Below are 15,375 nucleotides of genomic sequence, written 5' to 3'. Positions count from 1 at the left end.
ATTCAATGGATGCTCTTTCGCAGTTGTTTTATCTGCATGGTATTGGCTTTGAATTCACTAAGTATACAGGTGAACAAGTGTTTTTTAGTGAAGACACGCGTAAACGTGCTTTGCAATGTTGTGGTGTTGATACAAATAACGAAGCTGAAATAACTCAACTAACTTATGATTTAGATGCATCGCTTTGGCTGGATTTAGTACCCAGTGTGAGCTTAGTTGAGCAAAAAACATGTGTTTTAAAGCTTCGTATAGATGAACGTCAGCAGTATTTAGCCGCTAATATTAATGTTCCTTCTCTTGGGATGAATATAGTTCTTGAGAACCTTTATAATTTGGCGATTACAGGTGAATATTATTTACATGGCGTTCGCTATATTGAGCTTGCACTGCCTTTAGAAACGATGCCAATAGGTTACCATGAAGCACAGGTTCAAGTAGGTGAACAGCATGCAATTACGCAACTTTGGTATGTGCCTGAGCAAGTTTACCAAGTTGAAGACAAAAAGCGCACTGGGTTATCTATTCAGCTTTACACATTAAAAAATAAAGCTCATTTAGGTATTGGCGACTTTGACGATTTACTAACGCTTACAAAATTATGCAGCTCGCAAAATATGGATTACATATTACTTAATCCACTGCATTTGTTATTTGCTGATATGCCAGAGCGAGCCAGCCCTTATAGCCCTAATAGCCGGGCTTTATTAAACCCTCTTTATATTTCTATAGTATTAAGCGAAGACGCACAAAATAACGCAGTTTTACATGACCTCATGCAACGAGACGATGTAATCACACTTATAAAAAGTAATGATCAATTTATAGATTATGAAAATGTAAGCCGTATAAAGTATGCGTTATTTGAGGCGCTTTATAATCAGTTTGAATTAACGGCAAGTGATGAGCGTCGCCGTGCATTTACAGATTTTTGTGATACTCATTCAACTACGTTAAAAACCCTCGAATCAGATAACGTAACATTTGATTATTACTTGCAGTGGCAAGCGCATATGCAATTGGCATTGTGTCAAAAAAGTTGTGCAGAGCTAGGTATGGCAATTGGCTTAATTAACGACTTAGCCGTTGGCTGTGCGGGTGATGGGGCTGAATTTAAAAATCAAAAGCCACTGTTTAGCCAAGGTGCAAGTGTAGGTGCTCCACCTGATCCATGGGCCGAAGCTGGCCAAAATTGGGGGCTTCCAGCACTAAATCCTCGAAGTCTTAGTAATAATCACTACCAATATTATCGCTCGCTCATTCGCGCAAATATGCAAAATGTAGGTGGACTTAGAATTGACCACGTAATGGCTATTAGGCGCTTATGGTGGTGCTTTGAAAATAATGGCGAACAAGGTGGCTGTTATGTTTACTACCCGTTTGAGCACTTACTCGCCATTTTAAAAATTGAATCACATATTAATCAGAGTATTGTTATTGGAGAAGATTTAGGCGTTGTGCCGCTAGAGGTAAGGCAGGCTCTAGCTTCAAGCGGTATATTTTCTAACAGCTTATTTTATTTTGAAAAACAACACAGTGGAGAGTTTTTAGCGACAGATGAGCTAGCAGCACAGTGTTTGTTAATGATAGCCAATCATGATGTACCGCCTTTTACAGGTTGGTGGCAGCATGCTGATTTAAATATTAAGCAACAATACAAGCTTATAACTTGCAGTGAATACGAGCAATTAAAGCAACAACGAATAGAAGAGCAGCATAGGATACTACGATTTATTAATCGCCATACCAATACGACCGAGCTTTTATTAGATAGTAATTCAGTCGAAGTATATAACGCACTAGCATTGTGTTTGGCAGGTTCTCAATCGCGTCTATTTGCAATTCAAATAGACGATTTAGATGAGCAGAAATACCCGGTTAATATCCCCGGGACAGATAAAGAATATCCTAATTGGCGACGTGTATTAACGCATACCAGTGAAGAAATATTTACTAAAAATGGCTCACTTTTAGCTGCTATCGATTCAATAAGGAAAAGTTAAATGAGCAGTACAATTAATAAAAAATCGTCAGCACAGGACAGCTCAGTACATGAAAATAGCTATGATGCACAAGTGCATGCATTAAATACAGGACGATTTAAAGACCCATTTAGCTTTTTAGGGGCACATAAAACAGATGCCGAAGTTGAAATCCGTCTTTACTTACCTTGTGCAATAAACGTAAGTGTTACATTAAATAATAAAAGCATTGAGGCGCAGCGCTACCAACAAAGTGACTTATTTATAGCTAAAGTTGATGCTCTACCCACCGCGCCTTATCAATGCATTGCTAAGTACACAAATAGCAGCACTACCTTTTATGATGAATATAGCTTTGAAAGCACACTTGATGAAGAGGCAATGTATTTATTTAACGAAGGCAGCCTTGAACATGCTTACTCTCATTTTGGTGCACATTTTAGTACTCAACAAAACGTAGAGGGTGTGCGCTTTTGTGTATGGGCACCCAACGCAGCAAGTATTTCTATTATTGGTGAGTTTAATTTTTGGCAAGCTAATCGCCACTTTATGCGTTTTCATCCTGCAAGTGGTGTATGGGAGTTATTTGTACCGGGTCTTAAAGCCGACATGTGCTACAAATTTGCAATTACCGCGCAAAGTGGAGAAGTACTCGAAAAAGCCGACCCCTATGCCTTTAAAATGCAACAAGCACCGGGTACTGCAAGTGTTCTGCAGTATAAACCAGAACCTATAAAGCTTGGCGAAAAGGCACTTCAAAACAGGCAAAAACGCAATCATATTGATGCGCCAATTAGTATTTATGAAGTGCATTTAGGCTCATGGCAACGCGCTGAAAACAACCGTTATTTAAGTTACACAGAGCTTGCTGACAAACTCGTTAGCTACGCCCTTGAAATGAATTTTACTCACTTACAACTTATGCCAATAAGTGAATACCCGTTTGATGGTTCGTGGGGGTATCAGCCTGTTGGTTTATTTGCTCCTACTAGCCGTTTTGGCGACTACAACAGCTTTAAATACTTTGTAGAGCAGTGCCATAAAGCGAATTTGGGTATTTTACTTGATTGGGTACCAGGGCATTTTCCTAGTGATCCGCATGGTTTGCACCGATTTGATGGCACTCATTTATATGAGCATGCCGATAAGCGCCAAGGTTTTCATCCTGATTGGAATACCTACATTTATAACTACGACCGCCCTGAAGTTAAAAGCTTTTTGATTTCAAATGCTATGTATTGGTTACATCAATTTGGATTAGATGGTCTGCGTGTAGATGCCGTAGCCTCTATGTTGTATTTAGATTACAGCCGAAAAGAAGGCGAGTGGGTTGCTAATTGTTATGGCGGGCGCGAAAACTTAGGTGCAATTGAGTGTCTAAAGCAAGTCAATATGCGCAGTTATAAAAACAACCCCGGCATTATGATGGTGGCAGAGGAGTCAACAGCGTGGCCGGGTGTCACCCAAAGTGTTGAGCATAACGGTTTAGGCTTTGGCTATAAGTGGAATATGGGTTGGATGAACGATAGTTTGCATTACATGCAGCACGACCCTCTATATCGTCAGCACCATCATCACGAAATGACTTTTTCGATGGTATACGCTTTTAGCGAAAACTATATATTGCCATTAAGCCACGATGAAGTAGTACATGGTAAAGGCTCGTTAATTGAAAAAATGCCAGGCGATGATTGGCAGAAATTTGCAAATTTACGCGCTTACTACGCATTTATGTGGGCACACCCGGGTAAAAAACTCTTGTTTATGGGCGGTGAAATTGCACAGCGAAAAGAGTGGGGGCACGATCATTCTATCGATTGGCATTTACTTGAGCACCAAAGTCATAACGGTATAAAGCAAACCGTAAAAGCGCTAAATACCGTTTATAAAAACCAACCCGCATTGTATGAGTTAGATTCGAGTGCGGCTGGCTTTACCTGGATAGATAACAATAATAATCAGCAGAGTATTTTAAGTTTTGTCCGCTATGCTAAAAACGCAAAAGACTTTGTGGTTGTTATTGCTAATTTTACCCCCGCGTCATATGAAAACTATATTATTGGCGTACCGAGTAAAGGGCGTTACAAGGTTATCTTAAATACAGACAATACTCAGTTTTTTGGCTCTGGCGTTGAGGTAATTAAAGATTCATCGCAGATAGTTCACGCTACAAATGAATCAAATCATGGCTTTAAACACAGTATTTCAATTGCCATTGGTGGCTTAACAACTATTTACTTACAAAAGGTTGATGATGAGTAACCGATTTGATGTAGCCCCCGGTAATGTAGAACCGCTAGGTTCTTGTGTTATCAATAATGGAGTTAACTTCGCGCTTTATGCGCCAGGTGCAAGCCAAGCTTATGTGTGTTTGTTTGATAAAAGTGGCCATTCAGAAATTCTAAAAATGGCGATGAATATTAACGAAGGTGGCATTTGGAGTATTCATATTTCGCCATTAAACGCCGGCGCACTTTATGGTTTTAGAGTCGAGGGTGAATATAACCCTAAAAATGGCCAACTGTTTAACGAAAATAAGCTACTTATAGATCCATATGCAAAGGACTTGTTTGGTGAGTTCACATGGAGCGAACGCCATTATGGGCAAATGCCAATTGGTACTAAAAGCACCGTAAATAATGCGATTGATATACCTAAATCAAAAGTAGCTGCTCCTACGTTGTACGCGCATAAAAAGCCAAACCACCTTTGGTCAAACACGGTTATTTATGAGTGCCATGTTAAGGGAACAACGTGTCGTCATCCTAAAATACCTAAATCTCTACAAGGGAAGTTTTTAGGGTTAAGCCACCCAAGCTTTATTGAGCACTTACAAAGCTTTGGCGTTACAGCAGTTGAGCTTTTACCTGTTCATTCTTTTATTAGTGAGCAATTTTTAACAGGAAAAGGGCTGCAAAACTATTGGGGTTATAACACGCTTAACTTTTTTACCCCCCATAAAGACTATTTGGTAAACGACGATATAAACGAGTTTAAGCAAATGGTGCGCGAGCTTCATGCTGCCGACATAGAAGTTATTTTAGACGTTGTTTATAACCATACAGCAGAGGCAGGGGCCGATGGCCCAATATTATCGCTAAGAGGCTTTGATAACTTAGCGTATTACCGCACAGTAGAAGGTCAGCCTAATGTATATATAAACGATACCGGCTGTGGAAATACTATAAATATTGATCACCCTAAAACACTACAACTTGTTCTTGATAGCCTTCGTTATTGGGTTGAGGTAATGGGGGTTGATGGTTTTAGGTTTGATTTAGCGACGATTTTAGGGCGCTCAAAAGCAGGCTTTAGCTCTGCACATACTTTTTTACAAGTGGTAGCTCAAGACCCTGTGCTTAATAAGGTTAAGTTAATAAGTGAGCCTTGGGATATAGGTCCTGGTGGCTATCAGTTGGGTGCATTTCCGCCGCCATGGCGAGAATGGAACGATCAATATCGCGATGTAATTAGACGTTTTTGGCAAAGTGAAACGGGCATTATTGCCAACGTTGCAAAACGTTTGCATGGATCGTTTGATATTTTTGAGCACAGCCAACGTGGACCACTTAATAGCATTAACTTTATAACGAGTCATGATGGTTTCACGCTTGCCGATTTAGTGAGTTATGAGGAAAAGCATAACGAAGCTAATGGTGAGCAAAGCAGAGATGGACACAGCGCAAATCATTCGTTCAACTGTGGAGTAGAAGGCTTTACTAGTGACTCAAAAATAAACGCACTGCGTTTGCAGCAACAAAAGAACTTTTTACTTACTTTGATACTCTCAAAAGGTGTACCCATGATTGCCGCTGGCAGCGAAATGGCGCACTCTCAAGGGGGTAATAACAATGCTTATTGCCAAAATAATCGCACTAGCTGGCTTGCCTGGAAAGATTCTCAACTTAATCATTCGCTAACACGATTTATTGATGATGCTTTAAAAATTAGACGCGCGCACAGTGCGTTCAAACACAGTGTATTTTTAGATGATATAGACGAGCGTTTTACCGTTAAGTGGTTTACCGAACAAGGTAAAACCATGACCGACGCTCATTGGCATGAAGATACCAGACAGTTTTTAATGTATAGCTTACTTGATAAGCAAAACAATCACGCATTACTGATGGTATTTAATGCCAGTAAAAAAACAGTTTTTTGCCAAATGCCGCCTTCGCCTATTAATGCGCCGTGGCAAATGGTTTTATCAAGTGTAAATAATGCATCTGTGAGTAGTAATGAAGATGCGATGGTTGAAATTTCAGCACAAAGTAGTTGGGTTTTTAGTGCTAATTTAGAGGATGTAAGTCATGGCTAAACAAAGTGAACAAGTGTGTGTAGTAAAGGGCTGGCAAGAAGGTCCTGTTATAGATGAAAGTACGCTTAAAGATGACTTAACACGGCATTTTTATTATACCCTAGGTCGCGATAAGGTCGGCGAATCAAGACTGTATTTATACCATGCTTTAGCGCTGACTATTCGCGACAGGCTTGTTGCCCGCTGTAGAGAAACTAATCAACAAATTAAGCAAGAGAAACGCCGCAAAACGGCTTACCTTTCTCTTGAATTTTTAATGGGACGTGCGCTGGGTAATGCAATACTAAACCTAGATTTAGACGACCAAGTTGCTTCTGCATTACAAGAATACTGCACAACAGTAGAAACGCTTGAAGATGCCGAGCACGACGCAGGCCTAGGTAATGGTGGTTTGGGCCGCCTAGCTGCTTGTTTTTTAGATAGCTGTGCAAGTCTTGCGTTACCGGTAATTGGTTATGGCCTTCGTTACGAATACGGCATGTTTAACCAATCCATTAAAGATGGCAACCAAATTGAGCAACCAGATAACTGGCTGCGCGAAGGGCACCCATGGGAGCTAAGCGCGCCAGAGCATGCAAAACGTGTGAAATTTGGCGGTTATGTGCAAAGTTACACAGATAAATTTGGCCGAGAGCATCGCCAATGGATGAGTTCACAAGATGTATTAGCTGTACCTTACGATGTCCCTGTCCCAGGTTATAAAAACAATATTGTAAATACGCTACGCTTATGGAAATCAGAAGCGACAGATGAATTTAATTTAACCGAATTTAATGCAGGCAGTTACTCAGAAGCCGTCGCACAAAAAAACCTAGCTGAACAAATTACCATGGTGCTGTATCCAAACGACAGCAGCGAAAATGGTAAAGAGCTTAGATTGCGCCAACAATACTTTTTATCATCTGCAAGTATTCAAGACGTAGTTGATCAGTGGGTTTCCCAACATGGCGAGAGCTTTAGCGACTTTGCTGACTTTCATGTTTTTCAGTTAAACGACACGCACCCAAGTATTGCTGTTGCAGAGCTGATGCGTATTTTAATTGATGATTACGAACTTGATTGGAGTGATGCGTGGCAAATCACCACCAAAACGATGGCCTACACAAATCATACGCTACTTCCTGAAGCGCTTGAAAAGTGGTCTGTTTCGTTGTTTTCAAAATTATTACCACGCATTTTAGAAATAGTTTACGAGATAAATGCACGCTTTTTAGCACAAGTTGCACAGCAATGGCCGGGTGATGTTAATAAACAGCGTGCATTGTCGTTGATTGAAGAGGGCGATGAGCCGCAAATTCGTATGGCTTACTTAGCCATTGTAGGGAGTTACTCTGTAAATGGCGTAGCAGCACTGCATACCGAACTGTTAAAAGCGGGCCTATTTAAAGAGTTTTACGCGCTGTGGCCCAATAAGTTTAATAACAAAACAAATGGTGTTACACCAAGACGTTGGCTTGCACATTGTAATCCTGTTTTAAGTAAATTAATCAGCGAAAAAATTGGTCATGGCTGGGTTAAGAACTTCTCAACAATTAGCGACCTACGTCGTTTTTACGATGACAAAGCATTTCATGGGCAATGGCAAAATGCTAAACGCGAAAACAAACAGCGTTTAGTTGATTTAGTTAAAGCGCGCTGCGATGTTGATTTTGACGTATCGATGATGTTTGACGTACAAGTAAAGCGTATTCATGAATACAAACGTCAGCTATTAAACATACTTCATGTGATTCATTTATATGACCGTATTCGCCGTGGTGATACCCAAGGGCTTGTTCCTCGCTGTGTTTTATTAGGTGGTAAAGCAGCACCAGGTTATTACATGGCTAAAAAAATTATTAAGCTTATTAATAACGTGGCAGAGGTTATAAATAAAGATCCGTTAGCAGCCCCGTATTTACGCGTCGCCTTTTTACCTAATTACAACGTAACCGCTATGGAAGTTATTTGCCCTGCAACCGATTTGTCAGAGCAAGTATCTACTGCAGGCAAAGAAGCGTCGGGTACAGGCAACATGAAGTTTATGATGAATGGTGCATTGACGATAGGCACGCTCGATGGTGCAAACATTGAAATTAGAGATGCCGTTGGTGCAGACAACTTCTTTTTGTTTGGGGCACAAGCGCATCAAATTGATGATATTAAATCGCGTTACAATCCTGAGCACTTAATCGCACAAAATAGCGATTTAAATAATGTGATGCACTTACTCGAAAGCGGCCATTTTAACTTGTTTGAACCATGCTTATTTGACGATATAACAAATGCAATTAAGAGCCCGCACGATCCATGGCTTGTTGCGCACGATTTTGAAAGTTATGTAGCAGCTCAAAAAGAAGTTGATAAAGCTTACGCAGATCAAACCTACTGGACACAAATGAGTATTTTAAATACGGCAGCCAGTGGAATGTTTTCAAGTGATAGAACCATAAGCCAATACAGTGAAGACATTTGGCATTTAGAACCCCTCAATATTAGTGAAACAGACTTAACGACAACTAAAAGCCATGCCACTAACAGCCTAGACTAAATGGAGAGAGTATTATGCCCAATTATGCAAATCGCTACATAAGTAGCCTAACCAGAGAAACTTACGCGTTAATACTGGCAGGCGGACGCGGTTCTCGCCTGCATGAGCTAACCGATTGGCGAGCAAAGCCAGCAGTTTACTTTGGTGGTAAACATCGAATTATCGATTTTCCACTATCAAACTGCATTAACTCGGGCGTGAGACGCGTTGGTATTGCCACACAATATAAGTCGCATTCATTAATACGACATGTAAACCGAGCTTGGGGCCACTTTAAAAAAGAGCTGGGTGAGTCGGTTGAAATACTACCTGCATCTCAGCGCCAAGGTGATGATTGGTACTGTGGCACCGCCGATGCTGTTTTTCAAAACATAGATATTATTCGCCACGAACTCCCTAAATATGTGATGATTTTGTCTGGAGATCATGTGTACCGCATGGACTATGGCGCTTTATTGGCTGAACATGTGCAAAAAGGGGCTGATATGACGGTATGTTGTATTGAAGTGCCTGTTGAAGAAGCTGCAGACACATTTGGTGTAATGACCGTTGATGAAGAAAATAGAGTGTGCCGTTTTGATGAAAAACCAGCAATGCCGAGTTCTGTACCTGGCAAGCCAGGTACATGTTTAGCATCAATGGGAAACTACATTTTTAATACTGAATTTTTGTTTGAGCAACTTAAAAAAGATTCTGAAAATGAAGGTTCTGGCCGAGATTTTGGTCACGATATTATCCCCGCGATTATAGAAGAGCATAATGTATTTGCGTTCCCATTTAGAGATCCAAATCAAGAAGGGCAACCTTATTGGCGTGATGTAGGTACACTAGATTCGTTCTGGGAGGCTAATATGGAACTGGTAATGCCAGAGCCACAACTCGACTTATACGACCCAACGTGGCCAATATGGACATATCAAGAGCAGCTACCACCTGCTAAGTTTATTTTTGATGACGATGATAGACGCGGTATGGCCTTGGACTCAACTGTGTCGGGTGGGTGTATTATTTCAGGCTCCGCAGTTAGAAAATCCCTCTTGTTTTCTAATGTGCATGTTCGCTCATTTTGTACCATTGAGCAGTCGGTAATTTTACCAGGTGCAGTTATAAACCGAGGTTGTAAAATTAAGCGTGCGATAATAGACAGAAGCTGTGAAATACCTGCAGGCCTTGAAATAGGCTTTGACCCTAAAACAGATGAAGAAAACGGCTTTAGGGTATCTAAGAAAGGCATCGTTCTTGTTACTCGTGATATGCTCACTGAGCTTGCAAAAAAGTTAGAGCGCCAAGCGCGTGAGAATAAAAAGCTAGCGTAAAATACGTTAAAAATTAAGCACGACAACAAAGCTTGCTCATTCATGAGCAAGCCCACACAGGTTTAAAGGAAGTAGTAATTTAATGCATGTATTAATGGTTGCAGCAGAAAATGACGCGTTACCAGGCGCTAAAGTAGGCGGTGTGGCAGATGTAGTACGCGATGCCCCAAGGGCGCTCGCAAAGCAAGGTATAACGGTTGACGTTGTTATTCCTGACTACGGGTTTGAGCCGCTTGAGCGTATTTATATAGGTGAAGTAACCGTTGCATTTAATGCTCAACCGCATGTATTAACAGTTTTTAAAGTACAACAACCCCAAAATAATGTAAGCCAAATTGTTATTAGCCACCCGCTATTTAGTGAATCAGGCAGTGTATATTGTAATGATGCACCGGGGAGGCCTTTTGCAACTGATGCGACAAAATTTGCTTTATTTAATGCAGCTGTCTGCGAAGCATTATTACAAGGTGTATTAAAGCGCCCTACAGCGCTACATTTACATGATTGGCACAGCGCCTGCGTTGCAGTTTTACTTAAGTTTGAGCCACGTTATAGCTCACTTAATACCTTACCCATTGCCTACACAGTGCATAATATTGCACTGCAAGGTATAAGACCTTTTAAACACGACGACTCAAGCTTAGAGGCGTGGTTTCCGTCACTTAGCTATAATGGCCAGCAACTATGTGACCCTCGTTATCCGCATTGCTTTAACCCTATGCGCAGTGCAATAAATCTGTGCGATAAAATACATGTTGTATCACCAACCTACAGCCAAGAGGTTCTTGAACCTAGTAATTACGAGCATGGTTTTTTTGGTGGCGAAGGGCTTGAGCAAGATCTGCAAAATGCAGCAAGCCAAGGTAAGCTTGTCGGTATTTTAAATGGCTGCGAATATCCAAGCAATGCACTTGAAGGAGCAACCCTCGCCGATTTTTATAGCCAAGCCGAGAACACTTTATTTACTTGGATGGCAAATAGCGAGCAGTTACAAACCGGCTACTATATTGCCCACCAACGACTACAGCAATTTAAAGCAACGATTAATAATGGCCCATTAGTCACAAGCGTTGGCCGACTTACAGAGCAAAAAGTGTTGTTATTGTGCCAGCAAGTTAATGGAGCTTTAGCTATTGATAAAGTGTGCCAAGTTATTAATGAATATAACGGCAGACTCATTGTTTTAGGTTCGGGTGACAAAGAACTCGAAAGCATATTTACCAAAGCAATGGCGCGTAATTCTAATCTTTTATTTTTGAAGGGTTATGGTCAAAGTGTTGGCGATTTAATGTATCAACTAGGTGACTTATTTTTAATGCCAAGCTCGTTTGAACCTTGTGGCATTAGCCAAATGCTAGCAATGCGTGCCGGACAACCCTGTTTAGTACACAGTGTTGGCGGATTAAAAGACACGGTAAAACATCATGAAAATGGTTTTAGCTTTAATGGCGACACGTTAGCAACACAAACGAGTAATTTAATTAGCTGTTTAGACGAAACTCTCTTAATTAAAAAGCAGAATCCTAAAAAGTGGCATAAAATTAAGCACAGCGCAGAGCAAATGCGTTTTTCGTGGCCGCAAGTGGCAGCTGATTATATAACAACCTTATACCGGTAAATCGTTACTGTATTGCAAAGTTTAGTGACAATTGTGCCTGCTTAGGGTTTAATTACTTAGTATTATATAAAAACTAAGAAGTAGGTAATGTGTCTGTATTTGTTGCAAGGCAAGCAATATTCAATCGAAGTAAAAAAGTAGTAGCCTATGAGCTACTTTTTCGTGATAGTCCTAAAAATTATTTTCCAGATATTGCCGAAGGCCAAGCAACAGCAAGGCTTATTATGGAAAATCAATTAAATTTAGGCACACGCCATATTACATCAGGCAAAAAGGCACTTATTAATATAGGGCCTGAATCATTAAAACTCGATTTATGTGCTTTTTTACCATGCCAAGATGTTGTTATTGAGTTGCTCGAAAGCATTGAGCCTACCGACGACAACTATGAACTATGCCGAGGCTTATTTCACAGTAACTATAAGCTCGCACTCGATGACTTTGTGTATAAACCACAGTGGGATCGTTTTTTAAAGCTTGTGAAGCTCATTAAATTTGATATTGCAATTACACCTCTTAGTGAAATACAACCCATAATTAATAAGTTACAAACACATAAACAAATAAAAATACTTGCCGAAAAAATAGAAACACAAGACGACTATAAGCTAGCCTTTGATATGGGGTTTGATTATTTTCAAGGCTATTTTTTTGCAAAACCCACCATGATAAAGCAAAACGACATTGACTATAACTATGGTTTAGTTGTCGCTATTTACGCCGAAATAATGAAAACAAGTCCAGATATAAAAACTATATCTGGACTATTTGAGCTTGATGCTGCACTAGCATATAAATTGCTGCGTTTAATTAACAGTGGCGTTTTTCCTATACAAAGCCAAATATCGTCATTGAAGCAAGCGCTTGTGTATTTAGGGCATGAACGCCTTAAAAAGTTTGTCAGCCTTATTGTTACTGCTCATACCGCAGGTAAAAAACCTGCAGAGCTAATGCAAGTGTGTGTTGTACGTGCTCGCTTTTGTGAGCTTTTGGCAAAAAAGGTTAATAAGAGCCAGTCAGGCGAAGCATTTTTAACTGGGTTATTTTCGTTGCTCGATGCAATCCTTGATCAACCCATGAGCTTGCTTGTTGAAAAGCTACCTTTTCCTGATGAAATAAAAACGGCATTATTAGGGGACAAAAACACACTGTATTATATTTTAAATGTTGTTAAAGCATACGAAACAGGAAGCTGGTGGGCACTTGAGCAAGCCGTACTTTTGCTAAATATAGATAGTGCTATACTACCTCCACTTTACCAGCAGTCGGTCGATTGGGCTGACAGTTATAAGAACAATATTTAACGGATAATAGCTTTAATGCGCAATTATAATATGGACTTTATTCGCGGCGTTGCCGTGCTTGGCCTAGTTTACATGAATGCTTACGCCTTCGGCCTTTTTGAATACGGATATACCTCCTTAACTAATCCTCCTGTTAGCGACTCAATTATTCATACCTTTAGCAGCGTGTTTGTAGACGGGCGTTTTAGAACGCTGTTTAGTTTGCTTTTTGGTGCCGGGCTTTACATTCAGTGGCAACGTTATAAGTCTGAATTGCAGTTAAAAAGCAGACTTTATTGGTTAATCCTCTTTGGGTTAGCACATGGTTTTTTACTTTGGGCAGGTGATATTTTATTTGTTTACGGTGTATCTGGCTGGTTTGTTATTAAATATTTAGAGAGTGATAACAGCGTACTTTTAAAAAGAGGACTTGAGTTTATTTTGTTATCGGGGGTAGCTACTTTTCTTATAGTATCTAGCGTACCCGATGAAGTGATTTACCGCGATTCCGCACAGTTTATAGATTTATATAACCCACACTATATTGATTACTTTATTAGTAACCTCGCTATGAACACATTGATGCTTGTTATGGTGCCAATAATGACAATGTGGATGTGCGTGGGTCTTATGCTCATTGGCATTTATTTATATAAACAAGACGTTTTTAGTAAAGGCTTAACTACTCAGCAATTAATAGTTTGCGGTGTAATGGCCCTTGTTTTTTGTGGAATCAGGCTTTATGCATCACAGCTTGATGGCAGCTTAGGGTATGGGGTGCAAGAGTTTGTAAATATGTTTGCAGCCCTGACTATGGCTACGCTGTATATTCATCTAATTGTTAAATTTTGCAGTAACAGCGCACACGTTGGCACACTTATTCAACAAGCAGGGCGCTTAGCATTTACTTTATATATTAGCCAAACTCTCGTGCAATTATTGTTATATAAAGTGCTATTTACGCATTGGGTGCTCAGTTTTGATCGTATTGACTATTGGTTAGTTGCATCGGCATTAGTTGCGCTGCAGCTCATATTTACCTTTTTATACAGTCGCTATTTTAATCAAGGCCCGCTTGAATGTGTATGGCGTAAATTAACGAAAGCAAAAATTAATGCTTAAATACCTATAAATAGTAAATTAGGGGCGAAAAAATAGTGTGGGTGGTTTACACTACTCGCCTTAAAAATTACTACGCTATAAGTGCCATGACCGAATTAAAACGTTTAAATAAATTTATTAGTGAAACAGGATTTTGTTCACGCCGCGAAGCCGATAAATATATTGAGCAAGGTCGTGTCAGCGTTAATGGCTACTCACCAGAAATGGGCGTAAAAGTAGCCGCTACCGATGTTGTATTAATTGATGGTAAGCCTCTTAAAGCCACGCCAAAGCGCGTTTACATTGCCTACAATAAACCCGTTGGCATCACGTGTACTACCGAAAGTAAAATTCAAAGTAATATTATACGAGCAGTTAACTATCCAACGCGCATATTCCCAATAGGGCGCTTAGATAGACCGTCTGAAGGGCTTATATTTTTAACTAACGAAGGCGACATCGTTAATAAAATTTTGCGTGCTGGCAATAATCACGAAAAAGAATACGTTGTTACGGTAGATAAACCGCTTAATCGTCAGTTTGTTACAAAAATGGCGAATGGCGTGCCTATTTTAGATACCGTCACTAAAGAATGTAAAGTGACGCAAAGCGGTCCCAAAGAATTTAAAATAGTACTTACCCAAGGCTTAAACCGTCAAATACGCCGCATGTGTGAATACTTAGGCTACGAAGTTGTAACCTTAAAACGTACGCGCATAATGAACGTAACACTTAAAGGTTTAAAAGTAGGGCAGTGGCGTCATCTATCAGATATTGAAATGGCGCAAATAAACGATTCGATTTCTGACTCAGGTAAAACCCAAGAGCACTCGCTTGATGCTAATAAGCAATCAGAAAATAATGCACCTTTAGCACCTAAAAAACGTGATTTTCAGGGCGAAAACCCACGACGCTTTAATAATGGTGATCGAAATAGTGAGCGTAGTAATGAGCGAAACACAAATCGTAACTCTGAGCGTAGCAATGCTAACGGAGAGCGCAAAAATGAGCGAACTAATACTCCTTACCAAAAGCGTTCTACAACGTATGTGGGTAAGCCAAAAAGCATTAAAGAAAACAAATCGTCTAATGCTAAATCAGACTCAAAACCAAGCTCAGGCCGTATTCTCAGCCTAAAAAAATAGTGTGCTGCTAAATGATGGTATTATACCAATCTGCTTAATTAATTGAGCTATTTTGAGGTAAGAAAACCGTGTCGATAACAAGGCA

9 protein-coding genes are annotated in these 15,375 nt (G+C 40.1%); all 9 read left to right on the top strand.

Going from position 1 to position 15,375, the window contains the following annotated elements; genetic code table 11:
- The first annotated feature begins 5 nt into the window (after nt 1–5).
- The 9 genes from malQ to rluF all read left to right on the top strand — a co-directional run bounded on the left by malQ (nt 6) and on the right by rluF (nt 15,290).
- Nucleotides 6–2,000, top strand: a complete 1,995-nt coding sequence (gene malQ, locus WNY79_RS00730) for a 4-alpha-glucanotransferase (protein WP_342874822.1) — start codon at nt 6–8, stop codon at nt 1,998–2,000.
- Nucleotides 2,001–4,241, top strand: a complete 2,241-nt coding sequence (gene glgB / locus WNY79_RS00725) for a 1,4-alpha-glucan branching protein GlgB (RefSeq protein WP_342874821.1) — start codon at nt 2,001–2,003, stop codon at nt 4,239–4,241.
- A complete protein-coding gene (glgX, locus tag WNY79_RS00720; RefSeq protein ID WP_342874820.1) occupies nt 4,234–6,297 on the top strand; it encodes a glycogen debranching protein GlgX in 2,064 nt (687 codons plus the stop codon). The genes glgB and glgX overlap by 8 nt, the downstream gene beginning before the upstream one ends.
- A complete protein-coding gene (locus WNY79_RS00715) occupies nt 6,290–8,827 on the top strand; it encodes a glycogen/starch/alpha-glucan phosphorylase (RefSeq protein ID WP_342874819.1) in 2,538 nt (845 codons plus the stop codon). Before glgX ends, WNY79_RS00715 begins: the two co-directional genes overlap by 8 nt.
- Before the next feature lie 14 nt (nt 8,828–8,841).
- On the top strand, nt 8,842–10,143 hold the full coding sequence (gene glgC / locus WNY79_RS00710; RefSeq protein ID WP_024598134.1) for a glucose-1-phosphate adenylyltransferase: 1,302 nt from the start codon (nt 8,842–8,844) through the stop codon (nt 10,141–10,143).
- A gap of 82 nt (nt 10,144–10,225) precedes the next feature.
- Nucleotides 10,226–11,761 carry a glycogen/starch synthase gene (locus WNY79_RS00705; protein ID WP_342874818.1) on the top strand — a complete coding sequence of 512 codons (1,536 nt, stop codon included), beginning with the start codon at nt 10,226–10,228 and terminating at the stop codon, nt 11,759–11,761.
- A gap of 89 nt (nt 11,762–11,850) precedes the next feature.
- Nucleotides 11,851–13,065: an HDOD domain-containing protein gene (locus WNY79_RS00700; protein ID WP_290193000.1), complete on the top strand. Its 1,215-nt coding sequence runs from the start codon at nt 11,851–11,853 to the stop codon at nt 13,063–13,065.
- Nucleotides 13,066–13,095: 30 nt separating this feature from the next.
- Nucleotides 13,096–14,166, top strand: coding sequence for a DUF418 domain-containing protein (locus WNY79_RS00695; RefSeq protein WP_342875016.1), 1,071 nt, complete (start codon nt 13,096–13,098; stop codon nt 14,164–14,166).
- 86 nt (nt 14,167–14,252) lie between these two features.
- Complete coding sequence (gene rluF, locus WNY79_RS00690; RefSeq protein WP_076924787.1) at nt 14,253–15,290, top strand: 23S rRNA pseudouridine(2604) synthase RluF; 1,038 nt, start codon at nt 14,253–14,255, stop codon at nt 15,288–15,290.
- Nucleotides 15,291–15,375: the final 85 nt, after the last annotated feature.

Origin of the sequence: Pseudoalteromonas sp. AS84 (assembly GCF_038900255.1) — a bacterium.
GTDB lineage: Bacteria > Pseudomonadota > Gammaproteobacteria > Enterobacterales > Alteromonadaceae > Pseudoalteromonas.
This window is presented reverse-complemented; position numbering and strand designations above follow the sequence as displayed.